Annotated in this window: 19 protein-coding genes; 14 read left to right on the forward strand and 5 right to left on the reverse strand. The window is 45.9% G+C overall.

Features of this window, described 5'->3' with window-relative positions; all coding sequences use genetic code 11:
* The first annotated feature begins 83 nt into the window (after positions 1-83).
* From GFS24_RS02750 to GFS24_RS02760, 3 genes are all read left to right on the forward strand, one after another.
* Positions 84-2,150: a tetratricopeptide repeat-containing sensor histidine kinase gene (locus GFS24_RS02750; RefSeq protein WP_153658041.1), complete on the forward strand. Its 2,067-nt coding sequence runs from the start codon at positions 84-86 to the stop codon at positions 2,148-2,150.
* A gap of 238 nt (positions 2,151-2,388) precedes the next feature.
* Positions 2,389-3,117 carry a bacillithiol biosynthesis deacetylase BshB1 gene (gene bshB1 / locus GFS24_RS02755; protein ID WP_153658042.1) on the forward strand — a complete coding sequence of 243 codons (729 nt, stop codon included), beginning with the start codon at positions 2,389-2,391 and terminating at the stop codon, positions 3,115-3,117.
* A 130-nt stretch (positions 3,118-3,247) separates the two neighbouring features.
* Positions 3,248-4,759 carry an alkaline phosphatase family protein gene (locus GFS24_RS02760; RefSeq protein ID WP_153658043.1) on the forward strand — a complete coding sequence of 504 codons (1,512 nt, stop codon included), beginning with the start codon at positions 3,248-3,250 and terminating at the stop codon, positions 4,757-4,759.
* Between the two features lie 202 nt (positions 4,760-4,961).
* Here GFS24_RS02760 and GFS24_RS02765 read toward each other — a convergent pair whose 3' ends face one another.
* The gene (locus GFS24_RS02765; protein WP_253906385.1) at positions 4,962-6,551 is read right to left on the reverse strand and encodes an ABC-F family ATP-binding cassette domain-containing protein; all 1,590 of its coding nucleotides are present in this window, start codon (positions 6,549-6,551) and stop codon (positions 4,962-4,964) included.
* A gap of 195 nt (positions 6,552-6,746) precedes the next feature.
* On the opposite strand from GFS24_RS02765, the gene GFS24_RS02770 reads away from it, so the two are divergent.
* Entirely contained in the window at positions 6,747-7,244 is a 498-nt protein-coding gene (locus GFS24_RS02770; RefSeq protein WP_153658044.1) for a thioredoxin family protein, read from the forward strand.
* A gap of 125 nt (positions 7,245-7,369) precedes the next feature.
* Here GFS24_RS02770 and GFS24_RS02775 read toward each other — a convergent pair whose 3' ends face one another.
* The 4 genes from GFS24_RS02775 to GFS24_RS02790 form a co-directional block, all read right to left on the reverse strand.
* Positions 7,370-9,247, reverse strand: coding sequence for a metallophosphoesterase (locus GFS24_RS02775; RefSeq protein WP_153658045.1), 1,878 nt, complete (start codon positions 9,245-9,247; stop codon positions 7,370-7,372).
* A 9-nt stretch (positions 9,248-9,256) separates the two neighbouring features.
* Positions 9,257-10,792, reverse strand: coding sequence for a SusD/RagB family nutrient-binding outer membrane lipoprotein (locus tag GFS24_RS02780; protein ID WP_153658046.1), 1,536 nt, complete (start codon positions 10,790-10,792; stop codon positions 9,257-9,259).
* Between the two features lie 22 nt (positions 10,793-10,814).
* Complete coding sequence (locus GFS24_RS02785) at positions 10,815-14,159, reverse strand: SusC/RagA family TonB-linked outer membrane protein (protein WP_153658047.1); 3,345 nt, start codon at positions 14,157-14,159, stop codon at positions 10,815-10,817.
* Positions 14,160-14,270: 111 nt separating this feature from the next.
* Entirely contained in the window at positions 14,271-15,230 is a 960-nt protein-coding gene (locus GFS24_RS02790) for a FecR family protein (protein ID WP_153658048.1), read from the reverse strand.
* Between the two features lie 122 nt (positions 15,231-15,352).
* Between GFS24_RS02790 and GFS24_RS02795 the strand changes: the two genes are divergently transcribed.
* The 10 genes from GFS24_RS02795 to GFS24_RS02840 all read left to right on the forward strand — a co-directional run bounded on the left by GFS24_RS02795 (position 15,353) and on the right by GFS24_RS02840 (position 24,311).
* A complete protein-coding gene (locus tag GFS24_RS02795) occupies positions 15,353-15,919 on the forward strand; it encodes an RNA polymerase sigma factor (RefSeq protein ID WP_153658049.1) in 567 nt (188 codons plus the stop codon).
* 605 nt (positions 15,920-16,524) lie between these two features.
* A complete protein-coding gene (locus GFS24_RS02800; RefSeq protein ID WP_153658050.1) occupies positions 16,525-17,079 on the forward strand; it encodes a peroxiredoxin in 555 nt (184 codons plus the stop codon).
* 49 nt (positions 17,080-17,128) lie between these two features.
* Complete coding sequence (locus GFS24_RS02805; RefSeq protein WP_153658051.1) at positions 17,129-17,716, forward strand: carboxymuconolactone decarboxylase family protein; 588 nt, start codon at positions 17,129-17,131, stop codon at positions 17,714-17,716.
* A 116-nt stretch (positions 17,717-17,832) separates the two neighbouring features.
* Positions 17,833-18,072 carry a 50S ribosomal protein L28 gene (rpmB, locus tag GFS24_RS02810; protein ID WP_153658052.1) on the forward strand — a complete coding sequence of 80 codons (240 nt, stop codon included), beginning with the start codon at positions 17,833-17,835 and terminating at the stop codon, positions 18,070-18,072.
* Positions 18,073-18,104: 32 nt separating this feature from the next.
* Positions 18,105-18,287, forward strand: coding sequence for a 50S ribosomal protein L33 (gene rpmG, locus GFS24_RS02815; RefSeq protein ID WP_153658053.1), 183 nt, complete (start codon positions 18,105-18,107; stop codon positions 18,285-18,287).
* 95 nt (positions 18,288-18,382) lie between these two features.
* Entirely contained in the window at positions 18,383-18,553 is a 171-nt protein-coding gene (locus GFS24_RS02820) for a DUF4295 domain-containing protein (protein ID WP_153658054.1), read from the forward strand.
* 140 nt (positions 18,554-18,693) lie between these two features.
* Positions 18,694-19,686: a methylenetetrahydrofolate reductase gene (locus GFS24_RS02825; protein WP_153658055.1), complete on the forward strand. Its 993-nt coding sequence runs from the start codon at positions 18,694-18,696 to the stop codon at positions 19,684-19,686.
* A gap of 99 nt (positions 19,687-19,785) precedes the next feature.
* Positions 19,786-22,212: a glycoside hydrolase N-terminal domain-containing protein gene (locus GFS24_RS02830; protein ID WP_253906386.1), complete on the forward strand. Its 2,427-nt coding sequence runs from the start codon at positions 19,786-19,788 to the stop codon at positions 22,210-22,212.
* 68 nt (positions 22,213-22,280) lie between these two features.
* On the forward strand, positions 22,281-23,243 hold the full coding sequence (gene ftsY, locus GFS24_RS02835; protein ID WP_153658056.1) for a signal recognition particle-docking protein FtsY: 963 nt from the start codon (positions 22,281-22,283) through the stop codon (positions 23,241-23,243).
* 183 nt (positions 23,244-23,426) lie between these two features.
* The gene (locus tag GFS24_RS02840) at positions 23,427-24,311 is read left to right on the forward strand and encodes a cupin-like domain-containing protein (RefSeq protein ID WP_153658057.1); all 885 of its coding nucleotides are present in this window, start codon (positions 23,427-23,429) and stop codon (positions 24,309-24,311) included.
* The last annotated feature ends 172 nt before the right edge of the window (positions 24,312-24,483 follow it).

Here is a 24,483-nt window from a genome sequence, read left to right on the forward strand (position 1 = left end):
TTTCGTATCATTATAAAGCAGAACCCGTCTTCATAGCAATTAAAGTTTTCTCTCCAAAATATTGCTAAGCGAAATCATTGTAAATGAGTGATCATTATTGGAGTTCCCATATCCACCCACAACGTTATGTACATGCTTGTATGCTTGTACTGTTCCTGTTTGCGGCAGCCTGCAAACAGCAGCCCGGTCAAAGTACCACCCGCCCTTTCCTTGCGGATAGCATTATGGGTGCAACGGATAAATTACTGAACAGCGGACAGCTGAGCGCTGCATTACATTATGTGGACAGTTCCTACCAGGTATTTACAGATGCCGGCCCTTATGATCTCTGGTTGAAATACAACTTCAAAGCTAACTTCTACCTTAACTATCAGTTTGATACCCTTAAAGCACGCGTATATACAGATAGCATGTTAGTTATGGTAGAAGGGAAAAAAGACCTGTATAAAGCGGAATACGCAAATACCTTGTTTGCGTATGGCAATTTGCTGGTAGCAGAAAGGAGGTATGAGGAAGCATTCTACTACTTTTATAACGGCCAGGTGTATGCACGTAGACATTTGGATAGTTGCCGCTTAGCACCATTTAACTCTCACCTTGGTATGGTAAGGTATAAACAGGGTAAATACCTCACAGCCATTCCTTATCTCAGGGACGCATTGGATGAACTTGACCATTGTCCTGAGAATGGTACTTTTTTTGAGCGATTCATCCAACCGCAATCCATTCTGAATACAATTGCCCTGTGTTACCAGAAAGCCGAGAATCTGGACAGCGCCATTTTTTATTACCGCCAGGCTTTGAGTTTTATCAACGAGCACGATCACCTTTATAAAGAGGATACCGCATATGCCAGCACAGCAAGAGGTGTGGTAATGGGCAACCTGGGAGGGTTGTACGCCAGGCAGAATAAGTATAATGAAGCTGTCCGCTACCTGGGAGAAAGCATCCGGATAAACAACCGCCCGGGGTATGCCATATCAGATGCGCAAACCGCAGTGGCTAAACTGGCAGATCTGCATTTGCGGTTTAAGCAATTGCCCGCAGCCAGCCAGTTATTGGATGAACAGGAAAGATACCTGGTGGCATTTGCAGCAAAGAACCCTGATTATGATGATATCCGTTTGAAATGGTATCGGCTTAAATGGATGTATTATGATAGTGCCCATGTTATTCCACAGGCTTATAATTATTCGACGTTATATCATAACCTGAAAGATTCTATCGCATTGGCCAGCCAGGGTTTATCCAATGTGGATATGGATGAAAGTTTCAGGGATGCTGCAGAGCAATTGAAATTAGAATTGCTGAATAAGGAAGATGAGTTAAAAACGATCTCCCTGCTTGCATTGATCGTGGGTTTATTAATGGCCATCAGTATTTTATTTATACTGTGGCGGCATTTAAGCCGTACCCGTGATACCAACAAGGAGATCCAGTCACAAAATGAACATCTTCAACTGGCATTAAATGCTTTGGAGCAAAGCCAGGCTGATAATACAAGAATGATGAAAGTAGTAGCGCATGATCTGCGTTCACCCGTTGGCGCTATCACTTCCATTGCCGCCATGCTGCTGGAATTCAGCAAACTGAGTGAGGAAGATAAAATGATGGTGGAACTGATCCAAACCTCTGGGCAGAATTCGCTGGACATGGTGTCAGACCTGCTCCAGGTAAACACGCATGCGGAGCAATTGAAAAAGGAACCAGTGGACCTTCAGCAGTTGCTGCATTATTGCGTAGATCTGCTGCAGCACAAAGCCACCGTCAAAAAGCAGCATATACATCTGCATGCCATGCCGGGACTCATCATGGTGAGCAGGGAGAAAATGTGGCGTGTGATCAGTAACCTGATTGCCAATGCCATTAAGTTCAGCCCTATAGGAACGGAAATAAACATACGGCTGGAAATGCAACTTCATCAAACATTAATTGCTGTAGAAGATCGTGGTATAGGGATACCTGATAACCTGAAGGATAAGATCTTCGATATGTTTTCAGAAGCAAAGAGAAGAGGTACTGCAGGAGAGCAACCTTTTGGCCTGGGTCTTGCTATATCAAAGCAGATCGTAGAAGCGCACGGCGGAAGTATAGGTTTTGAAAGCAGGGAAGGAGGGGGGACTACTTTTTTTGTGCGGTTACCTGTTTAAACCCTTTGCCAGCCTGTAAAAGAGTACTTTCTTTATTATATTCTATCTCCGGGACCAAGTCCACCTCATGTCCACACCAAGTCCACACCATCTCCACACCAAGTCCACGGATCTCCCGACTTCCTCTCGTATACCACCCGGCATTCCCCTATATTTCCCCCCTGTTTCCCTTCTCCCATAAGCCAATTTGGTACATCTCACCATAAACCCGAACTTCGCCCTGCAAAATTAAAGAACCATGAAACTGGATATACTCGCCATTGCGGCGCACCCGGATGATGTTGAACTATCCTGCGCCGGTACCCTGATGGTACATGCGGAGCAGGGAATGAAAGTAGGGATCGTAGATCTTACACAAGGAGAACTGGGCACCCGGGGCACCCCGGAAGGCCGTTTAATAGAAGCACAGGATGCCTGCAAATTGATGGGCGTGCATGTGCGGGAGAATCTCGGCCTGGCTGATGGTTTTTTCCAGAACAACAAAGAAGATCAGCTGAAAGTGATCCGCGCTATCCGCAAATTCAAACCAGAGATTGTACTGGCGAATGCGATGGACGACCGTCATCCTGATCATGGCCGTGGAGGCCGCCTGATAGCAGATGCCTGTTTCCTGGCCGGTTTACGAAAAATTGAAACAGAAGATAACGGAGTACCCCAGGAAGCATGGCGCCCTAAACAAGTATTCCATTTCTTACAGGACCGTTATTATCAACCGGATTTCGTGATAGACATCACTTCTGTGATCGATAAAAAGATAGAAGCCATTAAATGTTTTAAAACGCAATTCCTGGCCGCTAAAGACCACGAACCGCAAACGTACATCTCTTCCCCTGAATTCTTTGAAAGTGTGCTGTACAGGGCTAAAATGCTTGGTAAAATGGTAGGGGTGGCTTATGCTGAAGGGTATACTTCGGCAAAGATGCTGGGATTAAGGAGTATGAAGGACTTTATTAATGAGAATACCTGATCATACATTATCAGATAAAAAAGCCTTACAGTAGTAATACTGTAAGGCTTTTTTAATGCACTTTATGTTTTGGTTATCAAATCATTTTTTCTTCATTTTCGTTTAGCAAATACCAAACTTGTGTTCTATTATGAGAAACAAACTGTTCTTTTTACTGGCAGTGATGAGCTTCCAACAGAACCTGCAAGCGCAAACGAAAAATCTGATCATCGTTTTCGACGGTCTCCGGCCGGATTATATCAAACCGGAGATCATGCCCAATCTGTATCGCTTTAAACAGGATAATAGTTATGGTGATGCAAGCCATAGTGTGTTCCCTTGTGTTACCCGTGTCAATTCCTCCGCATATGCTACAGGGTCTTATCCGTGGAAAACAGGTCTCCTGGGCAATAACGTCTATTTACCGATGGTTGATTCCGCGCGGGTTTTCAATACCGGCAACGCCAGGGACCTGATGACGATCGACAGTGCTACGAATGGCCATTTGCTCACTACCCGCTCTCTGGGAGAAATACTTCGCGACCACGGACAAAAGATGTTCGTATTCAGTTCCGGCTCTACCGGACAAGCAATGTTGCAGAACCATACCGTGAATGGAGCGATAATAAATCCCCTGCTTATTTTGCCTGCATCACTGAAGGAGGATGTGATCAATACTTTGGGTAAACCTTCCGCCCCAAATCATGAGGATGGATTCATCGGTGTGCATCGTTGGGCAACAGATGCTTTGTTTCATTACGGATTGTCCGCCAATGGTCCGGAAGTAAGTGCTATCTGGTATGCTGATCCGGATGAAACTGCACATGCCACAGGAGTAGGATCACCGGAAACAATAAAAGCACTGGCCGGAGTGGATCAGCAATTTCAACGCATACTCGATACGCTGGAAGCCCGCCATATGATCGATCAGGTCAATATCATTATTACTTCAGACCATGGATTCATTACTAATGGAGGCACTGAAGATGGATCACTCACCGGTTTGCTGATCCAGAATGGATGGAAAAAAAGCAAAACTTCCACAGATGTGGTAGCAGTAGATGGTGCCATTTTCGTAAAGGACCATGATCCTGTGATTATCCGCAAAATTGTAGAAGCATTGCAGCAGCAATCCTGGGTTGGGCCTATCTTTACTAATAAAGGTAAAATAAAAGGCACACTCTCCTTTGATGTCATTCATTGGGGGCATCCTGACAGAGCTGCTGATATCTTAATGGCTTCGCCCTGGAATGACAAGGAAAATACCTGGCATTTTGCAGGGACTTCAGAAAGAAAAGGACCAGGTGCAAGTCACGGTGGGCTTAGTCCGTATGAGATCCATATTCCATTGATCCTGTCTGGCCCTGCTTTCAAAAAACGGTACGTTTCCAATTTACCCACTGCCAATGTGGATATTGTTCCCACCATATTAAAGCTGAGGAATATTCCGGTGCCTGCTGTAATGGATGGACGGGTGATGGAAGAATATTTTACAGGGCAAACCGGTAAGGGGCAGCCTGTGGTGAAAAAGGAAATTGTTAAGGTAACTGCACAGTTCGATTGGGGCACTTATGAATTGGAAGCGTCTGTATCCAGGATCGGTGCGTATTACTACTATTTTGATCATGCACAGGCAAAACGTAAGTATAAGAAGGCGGATTAAAGGGTAAAATATTTCTAAGTTTCAATATTGATGTTTATCTTTGTGGTGCAAGATAGGATGAATCTCTGGTCAGCCATGTTTAAGTGGCAGGACTTTTATCTGGTCAATCTTGCATAGGAGAAGTCGCTTAATTGCGACTTTTGCTATTTTAGGGGTTTTCTCACAAATAGAGGCAAACTTGTAATATAGTCTCCCCCAAAACTCAAAGCCCTAATTCCTGTTCAGCCCCAACCTCATCCAAAAACATCCCGTCATGCGAGATAACGATCAGCGTACCTGCATAATCTGCTATGGTACGGGTGAGTATCTTTATATTCCGCAGATCAAGGTTATTGGTAGGTTCATCCAGCACGATCATATCAGGTGCATTATTCTTCACCATCATACAACAAAGAGAAAGCCGCATCATCTCACCACCGCTTAGCACTGCACAGGATCTATCCCAGCTCTCCGGATCAAAGAGGAACCTGTTAAGACGCAATTTCAGTTCATGGTCCTGCAGCTTTTGCTCGTTGAAGGAAGTTATTTGTTCTATCACCGTTAGCTGCCGGTCTATCAATGAATATTCCTGATCCAGCAGCAGGGAGTTAAAAGATGCGCGATATATTTCACCGGCAACAGGTTCCAGCGTTCCCATTATCAGTTGTACCAGCGTAGATTTACCGCTGCCGTTTGCACCTGAGATGGATATCCTGTCGCCACTGCGGATCTCAAGGTCCAATGGCACAGGCCACAAGGTTTGGCCCCTGTAAGCATGATTCAAGCCCGTAGCCTTCACCAGTATCTTCCCCGTATGCAAACGTGCATCCTGGAAGTTGGTTTGCATTTCTCCGTGCCAGGGCTCCTGTTCCCGCAGCTGGTCCAGCTCCGTACGCAGGCGGGCTACTTTTTCCTCATGTACATCCTTTAGCCGCGTAGTAGCACCTTCTGCCCAATTGCGGTTAACGTTCTGCATGATCTTCGCCATCCCGCCATTTTTCCTTTTTCGGGCACCCTGTGCATCATCCTTCTGCTTTCGTTCCATCGCTTCCCGCTGTTTTCTGCCGGCTTCGCGGAGGCTGCGTTCTGTATGGTCAAGTTTCTGCAATATAGCGGCTTCTTCTTCCGCTTTCCTTTCTTCATAGAAAGCATAATCACCGCCGTATACATTAATGCCAGTGGGAGTAAGTTCCCATATAGGGGTGCATAAAGAAAGCAGATTTCTGTCGTGGCTTACGATGAGCACCCCGGCATCTGTGCTTTGCAGCCAGTCGTAGAGCAGCTGCCTCCCGGAAACATCTAAATGATTGGTAGGTTCATCCAGCAATACCAGTTCAGGTTGATGGATCGTGATCCCCGCCAGGAAGAGTTTTGTTTTTTCACCGCCGCTCAGTTGTGTAAAAGGTGTTTCCAGATTTACATGTGGAAGTCCCCATTGGTCCAGCGCCTGGCAGCAACGTTCTTCCAGTGTCCAATCATCCGCCAGCGCTTCAAAATGTGCTACTTCTGTACTGCCTTGCAGGATAGCCTGAAGCGCTAACCAGCGCTCACTGATGTTCAGTACATCAGCAATGGAAAGATGATCATATTGCCCGAAATGCTGCGGCACATAATAGGGCGGAACCGTTGTTGCAAGCATGCCTTCTTCCATGGGTATCCTGTCCGCTACTATCTGGAGCAGGGTGGATTTCCCGATGCCGTTATCACCCACTAAACCGATCTTTTCGCCTTTATTAATGGTAAAGTGTACATCACGGAATAATACTTTCCCCAATGGCAGGGAGTATAAAATATGTTGGGCATTCATTAACATTATGACCTGATGAGTTTACGGGTATGCAGTAGAAAATTGATGGAAGGAGCCCTGCAGGAGAAGCAGCGCATATGCCGGAACGGCTTGTGTTATGGGAGAATTATAACTTCATGATGGGGCAAAATTAATAGATAATCTTATATCAGCCAAAATTTATAATTTTCTTTACTTTGTAAGCAGTAAATCAAAACCAACATGAAAAAAATAACGCTCCTGTTCAGCTGTCTGCTGATATTCAGTGCCTGCTTCGCACAAACACAAGCACAAACCACCAGTCAACCCAAGCTTTACAATCCTGAAGCTGACGCAAAAGAGGATATAGCCGCCGCGGTAAAGAAAGCGGCCGCCTCCGGCAAACACGTATTCCTGCAAATGGGTGGGAACTGGTGTGGCTGGTGTATCGCCTTCGATAAACTGGTTAAATCCAACGATACCTTAAGTAACTATCTGGCCGCCAACTACGAGGTGGTACATGTAAATTACAGCCAGGAGAATAAGAATGAAGCCGTTTTTGCCTCCCTGGGTTATCCTGAGCGTTTCGGCTTTCCGGTGTTTGTGATCCTGAATGGAAAAGGAGAACGCATCCATACGCAGAATTCCGAGTACCTCGAAGAAGGGAAGGGGCATAGCAGTAAGAAAGTACTGGCCTTCTTTAAAAATTGGTCACCAGGCGCTTTGAAGCCTGTAAAGTAAATAAAAGGGGGTTGCATCAAAAATAAAAGATAGCCCGGAGAATTGCATAAATGATGGCATGCCTCCATCAGGTACCCGAATAAAAAGGGGCCGCATCATACTTTTGATACGGCCCCCTCAATAAATCAATGAAATAAAACCTCCTCAGCCAAAGGAATTACCTTCCCGCCTGTCTTCTGTATATACAGGTCAATAGAAGGTGGCCTCCGCAGATCATAGTAAATGATCTTCACAGGATGATATCCCGCCTTTAACGCTATCTCTCCGCCCACAGTAACATCCTGTTCATATTCCTCTATCAGCAGCTGATCATGTACATAAAACTTTAACCAGTTCTCTGCATGACCGCTGAACTTGTAAATACCATCTTCTGCCACGTACACGTACCCGGTGAATTCAACACCCCATTCTTCTCCGCGATGCACCATCTCTTTCAGATCATAACTCTTTACCACAGCAGGTTTGCTAAAAGAAAGCTTCTCAAAATCTGCTCTGCTTTTCACCGTACCCGCAGCATAGCGATATAATAACCCTGGTGCCGGTGTAACGGAAGCGCCGGCAAAAGGCGCCTGATTTACAAACTTCTTTTCTGCAACACGGCTATTACCTTCCTTGCTAAAAGCAACGGCTTTTAAAGTAGTGCTCTGTTTAAAAGCAAGCGGAGCCCGATACAGCGCGGAACGTTTATCAGGCGTAGAACCGTCCGTAGTATAACGGATCTCCAGCCCCGGCAGCGCGCCTTCAACAGTTACCTTTAATTCATCGCTGAATACATCTGAAGAAGAAGAGAACATAGGAGCAGGCGGAACTTTACGTGCCAGGGAAACATCATGCCATGGTGCTCCCTTCGTCAAATCAAAAGCGTCAAACACTTGCCCGTCTTCGTCAATGGCCTGGAATTGCAGTACGTTTTCTGCAATGCGCACGTACCCAAAATGAAAGCCGGTTTTCACTTTATTGGTGAACCAGGAGCGGGTAGGGGCAGAGTGCTCCACATCGCCGCCACTGCCACCGATATTAATATACCTTACACCTTTATCTCCGCGTGGCTGTGCGTTCAGGATAGGCCAGGTACGCTCATAGGTGTGAATGTGACCATAGAACACTACATCCACGCCGTATTTTTCATAGAGTGGCGGCAGGTCTTTCAGATCAGGATCACCCAGGGTGGAACGGCCGCCTTTAAGGGTTTCACCAAAGTCATCCGTGTCTGAAGAAAATGGAGGATGATGATGCATGGCTATCTTCCAGGTTGCCGTAGAGCGTGCCAGTTCCCGTTCCAGCCATTCGTATACTTCCGTTCCGGGCCTTACATCATGGTCCGTATCAAACAGGAAGAATTGCGTATTCCCGTAGGTGAACGTATAGTAATACTCCGGGTTTGGATTACTGAGGTATTGGTAATAGTACGGCGCCCCGTGTTCATGGTTTCCCATGATGGTATAGATAGGATAACTGCGCATGAAGGGATAAGCCGGTGCAAAAAACTCTTCGACCCAATTGCGTTTTACGTAACCATAATCCACCAGGTCCCCTCCGTGAATAGCAAAGTTGGGGCGTTCTTTTGCTGCGAGGGCAGTGAGTTTGCCCCAGATGGGTGCATTCTTCTGCGAATCACTGAACACCGCAAACCCGATAGGTGTATTTTCCTTTACCGCCGTTTTAAAAGGCACGGCTTCACTGATCAGCGTATCACCACCCTGCAGTACAGTTACCGTGCGATAGAAATAATCCGTTTCCACCGCCAATCCCGTTAACTCAATTTCATGCATGGCAACTGTATCCGCAGATGCAGCTTTCATCGTAAGCAATGGTTGTTCCGCTTCATATAGTGAGGGACCATATTCCACCCATGATACACCTGGTTCAGATGTTTCCCAGAGTATCCGTATGCTTTGCTGTGTAGCCAACTGCACATAGGGCTTTATAACGAAGTACGGTTTTTCCGAAACCCTGAATGCGCTGCCGCCAATAAGCAGTAACAGCAATAATATCCTTTGCATAAAATAGTTTTAGTTTGTTTTCAGCAGCCACATCAGTCCATTCACATCATCGTTTCCATATTGGCGCTGTATAGCTTCAGAAAGGTGCACGCCATTGAAGTTCACTTCCTTTTGCGGATACATCCAGCGGTTAGGGATCTTATCAGAAGGGATATTCATATTAGAGGCCGGATTAACAGGGAATACGGGATAACCGGTGCGCCTGTATTCATAAAATGCATGGCCAGGGTGCTGCAGGTAAGTAGACAGATATTGCTGCTGGAATATTTGTTTCAGCTGTTGTGCAGGTTCTGTAGAAAATACCACGGCAGGCTGTTTTAAATAGATGTTCTGTACATAATCGTTGGTGATCTGCATATTGTGATGGTAACGCGCTTCATCCGGTGTGTTATCCGTTACAAACTTCATAGCCGCCGTTATGCCTGCGTTGTAATAGGCGGCTGCTTCGCCGGGTATCCAGCCTCTTACGGCCGCTTCTGCCTGCATGAACTTTAATTCTGCATAACTTAGCAGGTAGATGGGTTCTCCCGTAGCTAATTCCAGATAGCGGTCATTGATGGTGGAATAATCACGTGATCCGGCAATCTGTGTAAGATTGGAATATAACATAGATGGATCAAGCCCTATGTAAGCATTCCAGTCTGAAACGGCCATACCGCCTGCCACCTTTACAGGAGAAGGATTGGTGTAATAGAAAAGGCGACGGTCCTGCAGGGATTTTAAGGAATCCACGATCACACTGCTTAGCATGATGTACACGTAAGACTGATTGCCTTCTTTATAAAAAGGATATTTCTCGCCGGACTTGTCAAAGAATTTCAATTGAAAATTATCTTCATTCCCTTCAAAGATGGGCAGGCCATTCATGATCTTCTGGAAGCGTGCGATCACCTTCAGATCTGTATCCGCCGTTTTGCGGAACAGGTTGGTGAGCACTTTCAGCTGGAAAGTATTTACCAGTTTTCTCCATTTCGTGGTATTACCGGCATAGATAGGATCACCGCCAAAATTAACCCCTTTTGCAAACAGGCTGTCTGCTTTATCCAGTTCATTCAAGATACCCAGGAATACATCTTTCTGCGTATCATAGCCAGGTTTGATGATCCCTTCCATTTCGCCTTTTAGTGCCTGTGAATAAGGGATGTCTCCCACCTGCATGCTTAGTTCAAAAAAGCGCCAGGCCCGCAGGGCTTGGCCCAGGGCTGTATAGGAATTCTTCAGTTCCGCGCTGGTGGCAAGGGATATCATCTTATCGATGTTATTCAGCACTACCAGGCGGTCGAAGTACTCCGTACGGCCCAGGCGGTTATATTGCTCCTCATTGGCGCTGGAAGACCAGCAGGTGTATTTGCCCAGCATATGTGGGCGCATGAAATCAGTGCCGGATTTAAAGGTGGTTTTTGTTACATCCAGCAACAGGGTAGTAGCCAGCATGTCCGCCGTTACGATTGTTGCTTTATTCGGGTCAGTGTTGATCTCATCAAACTTTGAGCAGCCTGCAAGCAGGAGCATGGCGAAGAGGATCGTAATATATTGCTTGTACATAATTGCGTTGTTAATCTTTTGATCAGAAAGTAAGCTTGATGTTCATGCCAATGTACCGGTTGGAAGGAGAGTTCAGGTCATCCTTACCTTTATCAGGATCTGCATACTTGAATTGTTTTCTCCAGATCAGTACATTCTGCCCGGTTAAAGCAACGGAAGCAGCGCTGGCACCTATTTTCCTGAACACATTCACGGGGATGTTGTATTGCAGAGACATCTCCCGCAGTTTCAGAAAAGTAGGATCAAGTGCTCCGCCTGGTGTGCCATCTGCAAAATCGCGGGAATAAGCTTCGTAGGAAACGGGGATATCGTTCTTCGCAAACACGCGGGTATCTTCTGTGATCCTGCCATATTTATCCTGTTTCATTTCTCCGGAGAGCACTTTCACACCTTTTCCGATGTAAGTGATCTTATGATTCACCACTTCGTCATAACGATATTGGTTATCGCTTTCAGGATGTGCACCTGTATCCCACATCTTATTATTCATGTATTCATACATCAGGCCACCTACTCTGCCATCAAAACTGAAACTGAAGATAAAGTTGCGGTAACTTAAACTGTTGGTGAAACCCCAGATCCAGCTTGGGTCCATATAACCAATGCGCGTTGGATACTGGCTCATGAGCGGCAACCCGTTATCCTGGTGTACGATATTGCCCTGTGGATCTTTTTCCCATGGCTCTGTTACGTAAGCATCTCTGCGCTCGCCCACTTTGGTCCACAGGTTATCAGCAGAATACTGCTTGTCCAGCGTTTTGTAATATTCGTGAGAAGTAGACCAGTTGAACATGGATTCCCAACGGAATATATTGTTGGCAATGGGCGTACCGCTGATGGTTACTTCTACGCCGCGGCGTACATAAGATTCATCGGTATTCACCAGGGTAGTGGTGAAACCGGAAGCAGAAGAGATCTCTGCATTAGCCTGCTGGTTGTAACTGTATTTGTTATAGTAAGTAACGTCTGCCTGCAAACGGTTCTTCAGGAAATAAGCGGTGGTACCTATTTCCCAGGTACGCGCCGTTTTAGGATTAATACTGCCGTCGAAGATATTGGCAGGATAACTACCTGTGTTCAGGCCTTCCCAAACACCCAGTGCAGTAGCATAAGTTCTGTTGGTGGCATAGATGCCCAGGTCTCCTTTAGACAAAGCCCAGGAGCCGCGCACTTTCCAGAAATCCATAAAAGCGGGCATTTTGAATAGTTCGCTCAGCACCATGCTGGCGCCCACAGAAGGGTAGAAGTAAGAGCGGCTGGCTTTGGGCAGGGTAGAGCTCCAATCGTTCCGGCCCGTTACATCCACAAAAAATGCGCTGTTCCAGGAGAGCGTGAGTTTGCTGAAAAGACTGTTCACCTGTTTCTCCGTTTGGCCTATCAGCACATCCGGGCGTTCAACAGAAGAAGCCAGGGAATAAAGGCCGGGAATGGAGAGGCCGCCTCTTGTTTTACCTGTTAATACATTGTTGCGGAAATAATAGATGGTTCCACCTGCCAGGCCGTCTATACCAAGCTTGCCTATTTTTTTATTGATAGTAAAGAGCAGGTCATTATTAATACTGAACCCCGTGAGGTTGCTGATCATATACAACCCTTTGGATTCATAACCACCTCTTGTAGAGTTAATATTGATGGGATTGCGTTTGGTATCTTCATTACCATAATAATCCATGCCGCTCCTGAATTGCAGGCGTGCACCGGGGAACAGGCTGTAACCCGCGGAAAGGCTGGCATTATAGGTGTTCTGATCAACCGCGTTCAACTTTTCGTAAGCGATCAGGTAAGGGTTATCATACCATGTTTTATACATCCAGTTCTGTGTTAATCCCGGTGTTACCCAGTAATCGCGGAACTGTGTAACATCATACTCAGGCCCCGTCCACATAAGCAGGTTATAGATATACCCCTGGTTACCGTAACCGCTTCCCCAGATCTGTGGAGATTTGCGCTTGTTGTAACCAACCGTAGCTTCCAGGTTAAACCGGCTGCCCACTTTTATTTCGCCGCCCATGGAAAAGTTGATCATGTTCCCTTTGGCGTTGGGGTATTGGCCCTTATTATAGATATCCGTTAAAGAAACGCGGAAGCTTCCATTCTCGCCGGTTTGCGTTACACTGATATTGTTATTGGTAATAAAGCTCGGCTCCAGGAAATCCTTAAAGTTGTCCTTGCCACGGGAGGTGAGCGGCATGTCCTTCACGGACTTGGTCACAGGGTCCCATTGCATGGCTGTTCTGCCAATATCCAACCGGTCTCCCCAGATGTAGTCCGTAGCGCTGTAAGTGCCACCAAGGCCTGCGCTGTAATTATGCTGTACTTCAGGCAGGGTGAGAAAACCTGCATTGAACATGGTGTTGCTGTTGATGGAAACCGTTACACCTTTTCTGCCGCTTTTTTTGGTGGTGATGATGATCACGCCCTCTCCGCCACGCTGCCCATACAATGCAGCAGCAGTGGAACCTTTGAGTACATCCATGCTCTCAATATCATCAGGGCTGATGTCCCGGAGCGTCATATTGCCATAGGGTACGCCATTGATCACCAACAGGGGAGTGCCGCCCCGGAGAGAGATGGTAGGTGCTTCAAAGAACTCCGTACTGTTCTGAATGAGCAGGCCGGATACTTTACCGGTGAGGGAAGTGGCAAGATCCACCCCCTTCACACGCTGTACTTCTTCGCCTGATACTTTCTGTACCGCATAACCCAGCGCTTTTTCATCCCGTTTGATACCAAGGGCTGTTACTACTACCTGTTTGAGCCTTCGTTGATCAGGTGCCAGGGCAATACTGAACATCGTTTGATTTTTTACAGGCACCTCTTTGGTGAGGAAGCCAATAAAGCTAATGATCAGGGTGGCATCCGCTTTAGCCCGGATATTAAATTCCCCCTTTTCATTAGTGGATGTACCCGCATCGCTGTCTTTTACGCGAACGGTGGCACCAATGATAACGTCTCCCGTTTCTGCATCTGTAATGATACCAGCGCGGTTATCAGCCTGTTGTTGTGTTGGAGTTGGTTTAGGTGCCGGTGCAGCATACCGGAGAGATACCGTTTTCCCGTCCAGCATATATTTTAATCCATATTGCTGCAGCTGGTCCAGCGCATCCTTCAGTTTGCCTGTTTCCAGGCGCACACGCTCCAGTTTTACTTTGGCCAACGCTTCCTCCTGATAAGAGAATTCATACCCGTTGGCTTGCCGCTGAATAACGTCCACCACACGGGCAAGGTCCGTTCTGGCAAGATCTACTTTGATGTTCTGTGCACGGGCGAATGGTGCATAAAAAAGGAACAAAAAGAACAGGCCCCAAGCCTTCCAGTACAGGGGACCGCATTTTTTTGACAACACGCTTTCTGGTTTTTTTGTCATAGCTTTGTTGTTGATTGTTTTATTGTTTAAGTAAAGCACTTCCAATAGCGCTGTCCTGCTCGACAGCGCTTTATTTTTGAGTGCATGAAAATGATGGTTCTGCGTATGCCGTTATCTTACATAAATACTATCCCCCCGTTGTTCAAAGCGAATATTCCATACAAAAGAAATATGCTGTAACACCTTGCTTAAAGGCACTCCGTCAAAAGTGGCTGTTACTGTTTTGTTTGCCATGCCATGATCATGATTAAAATGGATGTCGTACCGCTGCTCCAGTTGGCTGAATACATCTTCAACCGGTGTTTTGAAAAACACCAGCTTACCGGTGGTCCAGGCGCCCAGCTTTTCCGGTGCCTGGTATTCTATAGATACTGTTTTATCCTGCTTGTTACAGATCAGCAATTCACCCGGTTTTAGCATCTTTTCCTGTTCAGCATGGGCCGTGTCATATATTACCCCAATACTTCCCCGCTGCAGGCCTACGCGCAGCTGGCCGGACGAAGTATAGGCAGATACGCTGAAAGCTGTGCCATACACCCTGGTAGAAGCATGCCCTGCTTTTACGATGAAGGGTTTATCCTTATCGTGATGTACTTCAAAAAATGCCTCACCCATTAAAAATACAGTTCTGATTTCGTTGTTATAGGCAGATGAGTATTTGATACTGGAATGCTCATTGAGCGTAACGATCGTACCATCCGGCAGCGTATCCCGCAACATGATGTGCTGGTTGCCGCTGTTGCTCACCGTATACCATTGCGGTGCAGCAGGTTGCTGATGCATCCACCACCATGCGCCCGCCGTGGCTAACAGCAATACAGCCGCCACACGACCTATATATAGCCATAACCTGCGCGGGGCTGGTTGCTTTGCCCGGATGTTTTCCATTACCCGTGCCTTCATCAACTCCTTTAGCCCCGGCGCAGCCTGGTGTATGGGCTGTTCCCAGTTATCTTTTATAAAAGCATCTGTCCAGCCTTCCCCCTGCTGCTCTATCCAAAGCAGCACCCGTTCCCGCTCTTCGCTGGTTAAATGACCTTTGAAAAAATCTTCCAGTATTTTTTTATCCATAAATAATAAGTGCTATAAAATATATTTTCCTGTATCAACACGTTTGTCATTTAATTTACCCGTACTGCCATCATACGCTTAATGATTAGTTAATGTTGGGCTTTTATCTTTAACCGCAAATAATGTATCCCTTGTCAAAATATCATGAAAACAGGTTAAAGCGGATCATTGACGAAACACATGACAAGCTCTTTTCTGTATTGTTTGCCATGTGCGGAGAAGTGCATTTGTCTGAAGACATCATGCAGGAATGTTACATCCGCCTTTGGCAACATATGCACGAAGTTAAAGATGACCATGCTATCCTTGCCCTGTTAAGGCAATATGCCCGTAATATATTTCTGGATGAGATGAGGAAGAGAGGGCGGCAGAAAGCCCTGCTCCTGAAGGTTACAAAAGAAGACCTTTCACCATCGGCAGATGAAAGGATCATAAATGAAGAAAAACACCAGCTGATCCAAAGAGCCATCAATAAGCTTCCGCAGCAGCAGCAACTGATCTTCAGGATGCATAAGGAGCATGATATGAGCTACCGGCAGATTGCGGCGGAGTTGGAAATAGCTACAGGTACAATAGAAAAGCAGATGAACCGGGCCCTGAGGTCACTAAAACATGAGCTGCACCATCTGAAAAGTATGGATGCAGGGATCATTATCTATATCGCCATGCTGCAATTACCGGGTTGGTAGGCATAAGCCAAAAAATTAAGGCGGACCATCAACTGGTCCGCCTTAAAAGTCTTTAGGGGAAAACTATCCTCAAAATGCTGCGCGGCATAGGCGCCGGATGAGCAAATAAACCCCCGCGCCCTAAATTGGGCCGGTTCGAACATTACGGTACAATGGGTCCCGCTGCGGTCATACTACCTGTATGCCCCCGCCTAAACTAGATGAACAAATCCTGTGTAGCATCAAATTCATCCTGTTTGTTGATACTGTTTTTAATAAACGGAATCAAAGCAAGGCCTACCGTAAGAATCACTAAAAGTACATGTCTGAATTTCATAACCTATCATTTTATTCTTGCTTACTTATATAACTAAATAACGTGCCAAAAGGTTACGTGGTTTTACGGGAAAAAGATGCCTTATTTGGTAAATAGGAGCGACTAAAATGCACATTCCTTACTGGTACAGCATCTTGCGGAACTTACGTCTATATAATTTAAAAACAATATAGATAAAGTCGATATCCATAAGAACGAAATCTATTTGATTTATAACCTTTTGAGGGGCAACTTTGCGCCGGCTTTACGAAATAGCATAGCAATAAATCAATAAATCCGACATAGTATCATGAAAAATGCAGTTTTATCAGTAGGGGCGGAGTTCCCGGCGTTTGCAAAAAAGGCAGTTGTATCAATCGAAAAAGGGAAAGAATTTTACGAGATCTCTTCTGAAGAGATCAAAGCTTCCGGTAAATGGATGGTGATGTTCTGGTGGCCGAAAGATTTCACTTTCGTTTGCCCTACAGAGATCGCCGAATTCAACAAACACTACCAGGACTTCGCTGACCGCGATGCTATCCTGATCGGTGCTTCTACAGATTCTGAATTCGTTCACCTCGCCTGGAGGAATAACCACGATGACCTGCGTGGTTTACAATTCCCTATGCTGGCAGACACGTCTAAAAGTCTCGCACAGGAACTGGGTATCCTGGAAGCAGAAGAAAAGATCGCTTACCGCGCTACTTTCGTGGTAGATCCAAATGGCATCATCCGCTGGACTTCCGTATACGACCTCTCTGTTGGACGTAACGTGAAAGAAGTACTGCGTGTAATGGATGCACTGCAATCAGATGAGCTGTGCCCCTGCAACTGGCAGAAAGGTGAAGCTACCATCAAAGCCTGATTATTTATGCCGGGCAAGGATTCCTTGCCCGGCTTTTAAAAAGAAAATTATGTTCGCTACAAATACATCCGATACTGCCCAGCAGTTATTGCAGGTGGTAGGCCTCCCCGGTACGGAAGTACCCGCAAAGCTGACAGCACTCGCTGCTGCCGATGCCCGTTACCTGAAAGATCTCAAGATCAACGTTTCCAATTCCCTCGAAGCCGCCACGCTCCCTAAAAAGGATGCTTACCTGATCGGGCTGTCCGTAGCCATCAATGAAAAGCTGCCCGCCCTGCAAAGTGGTTTTGAGCAGTTGGCCCTGGCAGCAGGTGCTACCGATAAGGAAATTGCTGATATCGTGAGCTGCACTTCCCTCATGAACGCCAATAATGTGTACTACCGCTTCCGCCATTTCGTGGAAAAAGAGTTTTATACCACCGCGCCGGCAGGTATCCGGATGAGCATTATGGCCAATCCGGTGATCGGAAAGGAGCTTTTTGAGCTGGTGAGCCTGGTTATTTCTGCCCTGAACGGTTGTCAGATGTGTGTAACTTCCCACGAAGAAGCCCTTTTGAAACACGGTACAGAACAGCAGCGGATCCTGGATGCAGTGAGACTGGGCGCGGTTATCAAGAGCTTAGGTGTACTGCTCTGAGGTAGGTGAAGTGTCCAGAAAAAAGGACACCCGGAAATAGTGTTAATAAAAACACTGGCTAGAATTTGATTATTAAACAAATTAGTGCGACTTTTGCAGTCCAAAATTTTAAGAACATGGCAAGAGTATGTCAGGTGACAGGGAAAAAACCAATTACAGGTCATCACGTATCTTTCTCGAACATTAAGACGAACAGAAGGTTTCTGCCTAATCTGCAAACCAAACGTTTTTTCTTAGCGGAAGAGGATAAGTGGATCACTTTGAAAGTGTCTGCAGATGGTTTAAGAACCATCAACAAACGTGGTCTGTATGCCGTAGTTAAAGAACTGCGCGCAGGTGGCAACAAGAGCATCTAATCCATTTAGGATCAATTTAATAAGAATACAAAATGGCAAAGAAAGGTAACAGGGTACAAGTAATACTGGAATGCACAGAGCATAAAAACTCTGGCCTGGCAGGTACTTCCCGCTACATCAGCAACAAAAACAAGAAAAACACTCCTGAGCGTCTGGAGTTGAAAAAGTACAACCCTATCATGAGAAAGGTGACTGTACACAAGGAAATTAAATAAGGTCAATGCTAATTGCTTTGAGGTAATCGTTTCGAGTTCATACGATTAGCTCTGGACGATTGACAATTTCAATTAACATTTAACATTATAAGACAATGGCAAAAGCAGCTAAAACCGCGATCAAGAAAGATGCTAAGGCAGCAGCCGAAGCTAAGGTGTGGACTAAAGTGATCAGAGCGGTACGTTCTCCTAAATCCGGTGCATATACTTTTAAAGAAGCTATCATCCACAAGGATAAAGTTCAGGAGTACATCAGCAACAAATAATTCGGCTTTACTAATCATACTGCTAAAAAGCTGTCCCGTCAACCGGGACGGCTTTTTGTGTTTCGGGAGGGTAGGAAAGAGCATTTGGAAAGACTTGTAAAATAAGGTACATTAGCCAACTTTTTATCATACATACTTAAATGAATAGAACCGAACTACTAAACAATAAGATTGAACAGGCTGAATCCGGAATAGTATTTTACAGCCTCACACCTCCAAAGATCACTACAGAAGCTGAAAGGCTGATAACAATCGCAGGTAATCAGGTGGAACGGCTGAGCAACCTGGATATTGACGGCTTAATCCTGTATGATATACAAGACGAGTCCACAAGGACAGAAAAGGAACGGACATTTTCATTTATACGGACAGTGTCACCCGAAGAATATAGCCGGTTATACTTAAAGGACCTTCATATACCCAAAATAATATATAAAAGTATAGCCAACCAGAATAGTGAACAGTTCACCAGTTGGTTGAAAGATAATGATGACCTGGGTACAGCGGTTTTTGTCGGCGCATCTTCCAAAAAGGAAATTGACACAACACAATTTTCATTGAGCGATGCTTACCAGGTTAAAATGCAGCATGGCAAACAATTGATGCTGGGAGGAGTGACCATCCCGGAACGGCATGGCAAAAAGGGCGACGAGCACATACGTATCTTTAATAAGATCGATAGTGGTTGCAGGTTTTTTGTTTCTCAATGTGTCTACAATATCAACGATACCAAAAACCTACTTTCCGATTACTATTATTATGCTTCGGAAGAAGGTAAGAAAATGGCACCGATCATCTTTACCCTGGCACCATGTGGCTCCTTAAAAACGCTTCAGTTTATGGAATGGCTGGGTATTAAAGTTCCAAAGTGGCTTTTTAACGATCTCAAACATTCTGAAGACATCCTTGAAGCCTCCATTAAAACTTCACTCAACATCGCTCATGAGATCCTGAACTATGCCGCTAATAAAAACATTCCGGTAGGATTTAATATTGAAAGCATTTCTATAAAAAAAGAGGAGATCAATGCGGCTCATGCATTGCTGAAGGATGTTCTGAAACTTGTGAGACCATCTAAAGAAAGTAAAACGGTTGCGCAATTGACCAGCTCAGAAAGTATATTGACAAAATAATCATCGTCGGCCGGTTAATATACAACACTTATTTGACGGGATACTGGTGCTTTTCATATCAAATCTTCCTTAGATTGATACTTCCGAAAAACACCCGTTATGATGATCCGTTCCTCTTTCTTTTCTATCCTCGCCTTTTGCCTGGCAGTTACGTCCGTTAAAGCACAGCAGCCTTTAAAGCTCTGGTACAGGCAACCCGCCGATAAATGGACGGAAGCGCTGCCCCTTGGTAACGGAAGGCTTGGTGTTATGGTATTCGGCCGTGCACAGGAAGAACTCATTCATCTGAATGAGGAAACCCTCTGGTCCGGTGGCCCCGCCAACCTGAACCCTAACCCCCAGGCCCCGGAATTCCTGCCTGAAGTAAGGGAAGCTTTGTTCAAAGGAGATTATAAAACCGCGGAACAACTCTGCAAAAAGATCCAGGGCTTATATACAGAATCCTACATGCCATTAGGCAACCTTCTGATCAGGCACCGCTTTGCCGCAACAGGAACCGGAACGCCGGAAGCCTATTACCGTGATCTGGATATCACCAACGCCATCGCGCTCACCCGTTTTACCGTAAACGGGGTCCAATACACCCGGGAAATACTGGTGAGTGCCCCGGACCAGGTGATCATGATCCGCTTAAGGTCTGATAAAAAAGGCCAGCTTAATTTTGATGCCTCCACCAATAGCCTGATCCGTTTTAAGAATACCGCCGCTGCTCAAAACGAATTCATCATGAAAGGGGAAGCTCCGTCTCATGCGGATCCCAATTATGTGCGGTATAATCCGGAGCCGGTTATTTACGATGATGCCGATGCATGCAGGGGCATGCGCTACGAGCTGAGAATAAAAGCACAGCATAAAGATGGCCGTGTAACTACAGATACTTCCGGTCTCCACGTGAGTAACGCAACCGAAGTAGTGTTATATATTTCCGCCGCTACCAGCTTTAATGCATTTGATAAATGCCCTGATAAAGATGAATCTAAGCTGGCGCAAACCTATATGGGTAAAGCTTTCGCCAAAAGCTTCGATCAGATCAAAAAAGACCACATCAAAGATTACCAGCAATATTTCAACCGGGTAACCCTTTCGCTGAATAATAACCCGGTAAAAGATCTCCCTACCCTGGAACGTTTAATGGAATATACCAACGGAGCTGAAGATCCGGCACTGGAGGCGCTTTACTTTCAATATGGACGTTATTTACTGATTTCCAGTTCCCGTCCCGGCGGTATTCCTGCCAACTTACAGGGGATCTGGAATCCTATTCTGCGTGCGCCCTGGAGCAGTAATTTCACAACCAATATCAATGCACAGATGAATTATTGGCCGGCAGAAATGATGAACCTTTCAGAAATGCACCTGCCCTTCATGGAGTTTATTAAGAACACTGCGGTAACCGGCAAAGAAACCGCAAAAAACTTCTACAAGGCCAAAGGCTGGGCAGTACATCATAATTCAGATATCTGGGCCACATCCAACCCGGTGGGTGATCTGGGAAAAGGAAGCCCTACCTGGGCTAACTGGGCTATGGGCAGTCCCTGGCTTTCTCAGCACTTATGGGAGCACTATGCGTACACTGCAGATAAAGCGTTCCTCAAAAATACCGCCTATCCGCTGATGAAAGGAGCTGCGGAGTTCTGCCTGGATTGGTTGGTGGAAGATCAGAACGGTTTGCTGGTAACAGCACCTGCATCTTCGCCGGAGAATGTGTTTATCACAGAAAAAGGAGAGAAGGGCAGTATCTCTATCGCTACTACGATGGATATGTCCATTATTCGCGATCTCTTTACGAATCTGATAGAAGCAGAAGAAGTGCTGGGTATTGACCCATCATTCAGGAAAATACTGATAGAAAAGAAGGCTAAACTGTTCCCTTTGCAGATCGGCAAAAAAGGCAATCTCCAGGAATGGTATAAGGATTGGGAAGATGAAGATCCGCAGCACCGGCATGTGTCTCATTTGTTCGGGTTGCATCCGGGAAGAGAAATATCACCCGTCACTACACCTGTCTTTGCTGCAGCTGTCAGGAAAACACTGGAGATCAGAGGAGATGAAGGTACCGGCTGGAGTATAGCCTGGAAGATCAATTTCTGGGCCCGCCTGCATGATGGTGATCACGCCTATAAACTTATCCGCAACCTGCTGCGTCTTACCGGCATGGAAGGAACGGATTATTCCAAAGGCGGCGGTTCCTATGCTAACTTGTTTTGCGCACACCCGCCATTTCAGATAGACGGTAACTTTGGCGGTATATCGGGCATGGGCGAGATGATGCTGCAAAGCCATGCGGGTTTTATTCACCTGCTGCCCGCCATCCCTGGTAACTGGAAAGACGGAAAGGTAACAGGGCTGCGTGCCCGCGGAGGCTTTGAAGTGGATCTGGAATGGAAGAATGGTTTACTGCTGGCTGCTACTATCCGCAGCATCAATGGCACTTCCGCTAAAGTAAGATACGGGGACAAAACGATTGATCTGCAATTAAAACCAGGCCAGGCTAAGGAACTGAACGGGAGCCTTGAAAGAAAATAACATACTTCATCAATAACCCCCTATTTTTGCATCCACGATTTGTAATTGCTAATCCGTAATATATTTAAATGGGTTTTTTCAATAAACTCTTTTCGAGGGAAAAGAAAGAAAGTCTGGATCAGGGCTTACAGAAAACAAAAGAAAGCTTCCTTTCAAAAATAGGCCGTGCCATCGCTGGTAAGTCCACCGTAGACGCTGAAGTGCTGGATAATCTCGAAGAAGCACTGGTAGCTGCAGACGTAGGCGTAGATACTACCGTCCGCATCATTGGTAAGATCGAAGAACGCGTTGCTAAAGATAAATATCTGAATACCAGTGAGTTGAACAGGATACTGCAAGAAGAAGTTGCAAATCTCCTCGTAGATGCGCCAGATAGTGGGTTCAAAGACTTTGATGTACCCGAAGGCAAAAAGCCTTACGTGATCATGGTAGTAGGTGTGAACGGTGTAGGGAAAACCACCACCATCGGCAAACTGGCCTATAACTTCAAGAAAGCCGGTAAGTCCGTTGTGCTGGGTGCCGCAGATACCTTCCGCGCTGCCGCAGTAGATCAGCTCACCATCTGGAGCGAAAGGGTAGGTGTACCCATCGTAAAACAGCAAATGGGCTCAGATCCTGCAGCCGTAGCTTTTGATACCGTACAAAGCGGCGTGGCAAAGAATGTGGATGTGATAATCATAGACACCGCCGGCCGCCTGCACAACAAGCTCCACCTCATGGATGAGCTGAGTAAGATCAAAAGGGTGATGAATAAAGTGATCCCCGATGCCCCGCATGAAGTACTGCTGGTACTGGATGGCTCCACCGGCCAGAACGCCCTGGAACAAGCTCGTCAGTTCACCGCCGCTACGGAAGTTACTTCCCTGGCCATCACCAAACTGGATGGTACCGCTAAAGGCGGGGTAGTGCTTGCCATTGCCAACCAGTTTAAAATACCTGTAAAATACATCGGCATTGGAGAGAAAATGGAGGATCTGCAGGTTTTTGACAAGACGGAGTTCGTAGATTCGCTGTTTAGTGTAAATAGCTGATTTGTAAATAATTAGGAGAAATGCCGGAAGTATAACTTCCGGCATTTTTATTTTGTGTAAGAAGTACAAATACAATAATTATCAACCTTTTATGCACCCTGTACTTCTGATCCATCAATTGCTTAAATTTGGTTACGTTTTTGTGTTGTAATTGTTTTCACCCTTTATAACAATTCGGAATTTATGCAAATACAATCCATAGATCGAGTTGAGAACATATCTGCCCGGGACTTTAAGAAACACTACTACGAACCCCGAAAACCCTTGATCATTACAGGATTGTCCCAGGACTGGCCAGCCCATACTAAATGGACCTGGGAGTACTTCAAATCAATAGTTGGGAATCAGACCGTCGGGGTTTATGACAATACACGGGCAGGCGCCAAAACCCTTGTTAATGGCGCGGACGACTATATTCCATTCGGAAATTACCTCGATATGATCCAGCAGGGGCCGGTAAGCCTCCGGATCTTCCTTTTTAACATTTTTCAACACGCCCCGCAACTGGTAAAGGATTTTACCTGGCCGGACTTCCTCGTAAAAGGATTCCTGAAAAGGTACCCCATGCTCTTTGTAGGTGGCGCAGGTTCCATTGCACATATGCATTATGACATCGACCTCAGTCATATTATGCATACCCAGTTCATTGGCCGTAAAAGGGTGCTCCTGCTGGACAACCAGCAATCCACCCTCATCTACCGCATGCCACTTACTGTGGAAAGCGCTGCCAGTTTTGAGAACTGGCCGGAACGCCTCAACGAAACAGAAACCAGGTTCCCCGCCCTGCAATACGCATGCGGATACACTACCATCCTGGAACACGGAGAAACCATGTTCATGCCGGCAGGTTACTGGCATCACATGGAGTACCTGGACAGTGGTTTTGCCATGAGCTTAAGGGCCATGGACCAAACCCTGGGTGGTAAACTAAATGGATTATATCATCTCATGGGTAAAAGGAGCATGAATAACCTGCTCATTAAGATGGCCCCGGAATGGTGGTATCACTATAAAAGGAGGGTCGCAAACCAACGGGCGGAAAGAGAGATCAGGAAGCATCTGGCTTAAAATTCACTTAAAAAGCCTCATAATTGCCTGATAACCGATATTAAATATGTGTGAACACATGTATTTTCGATATTTATCATTACCTTTGCAACTTCTCATTAGTCCTCCACTAAGACTCATAGTCACCCAAACAGCTGCCTGCTGTGTATTTCGCGAGTGTCTGCGTGTCTTC

The organism is Chitinophaga sp. SYP-B3965 (assembly GCF_009647655.1).
Lineage (GTDB): Bacteria > Bacteroidota > Bacteroidia > Chitinophagales > Chitinophagaceae > Chitinophaga.

Coding starts and splice junctions, on each gene's coding strand:
- rpmG (WP_153658053.1), top strand. CDS start 18,105: ATGGCAAAGAAAGGTAACAGGGTACAAGTAATACTGGAATGCACAGAG.
- GFS24_RS02795 (WP_153658049.1), top strand. CDS start 15,353: ATGTATCCCTTGTCAAAATATCATGAAAACAGGTTAAAGCGGATCATT.
- GFS24_RS02780 (WP_153658046.1), bottom strand. CDS start 10,792: ATGTACAAGCAATATATTACGATCCTCTTCGCCATGCTCCTGCTTGCA.
- GFS24_RS02785 (WP_153658047.1), bottom strand. CDS start 14,159: ATGACAAAAAAACCAGAAAGCGTGTTGTCAAAAAAATGCGGTCCCCTG.
- GFS24_RS02760 (WP_153658043.1), top strand. CDS start 3,248: ATGAGAAACAAACTGTTCTTTTTACTGGCAGTGATGAGCTTCCAACAG.
- rpmB (WP_153658052.1), top strand. CDS start 17,833: ATGGCAAGAGTATGTCAGGTGACAGGGAAAAAACCAATTACAGGTCAT.
- GFS24_RS02830 (WP_253906386.1), top strand. CDS start 19,786: ATGATGATCCGTTCCTCTTTCTTTTCTATCCTCGCCTTTTGCCTGGCA.
- ftsY (WP_153658056.1), top strand. CDS start 22,281: ATGGGTTTTTTCAATAAACTCTTTTCGAGGGAAAAGAAAGAAAGTCTG.
- GFS24_RS02805 (WP_153658051.1), top strand. CDS start 17,129: ATGTTCGCTACAAATACATCCGATACTGCCCAGCAGTTATTGCAGGTG.
- GFS24_RS02750 (WP_153658041.1), top strand. CDS start 84: ATGAGTGATCATTATTGGAGTTCCCATATCCACCCACAACGTTATGTA.
- GFS24_RS02765 (WP_253906385.1), bottom strand. CDS start 6,551: ATGTTAATGAATGCCCAACATATTTTATACTCCCTGCCATTGGGGAAA.
- GFS24_RS02825 (WP_153658055.1), top strand. CDS start 18,694: ATGAATAGAACCGAACTACTAAACAATAAGATTGAACAGGCTGAATCC.
- bshB1 (WP_153658042.1), top strand. CDS start 2,389: ATGAAACTGGATATACTCGCCATTGCGGCGCACCCGGATGATGTTGAA.
- GFS24_RS02800 (WP_153658050.1), top strand. CDS start 16,525: ATGAAAAATGCAGTTTTATCAGTAGGGGCGGAGTTCCCGGCGTTTGCA.
- GFS24_RS02840 (WP_153658057.1), top strand. CDS start 23,427: ATGCAAATACAATCCATAGATCGAGTTGAGAACATATCTGCCCGGGAC.
- GFS24_RS02775 (WP_153658045.1), bottom strand. CDS start 9,247: ATGCAAAGGATATTATTGCTGTTACTGCTTATTGGCGGCAGCGCATTC.
- GFS24_RS02820 (WP_153658054.1), top strand. CDS start 18,383: ATGGCAAAAGCAGCTAAAACCGCGATCAAGAAAGATGCTAAGGCAGCA.
- GFS24_RS02790 (WP_153658048.1), bottom strand. CDS start 15,230: ATGGATAAAAAAATACTGGAAGATTTTTTCAAAGGTCATTTAACCAGC.
- GFS24_RS02770 (WP_153658044.1), top strand. CDS start 6,747: ATGAAAAAAATAACGCTCCTGTTCAGCTGTCTGCTGATATTCAGTGCC.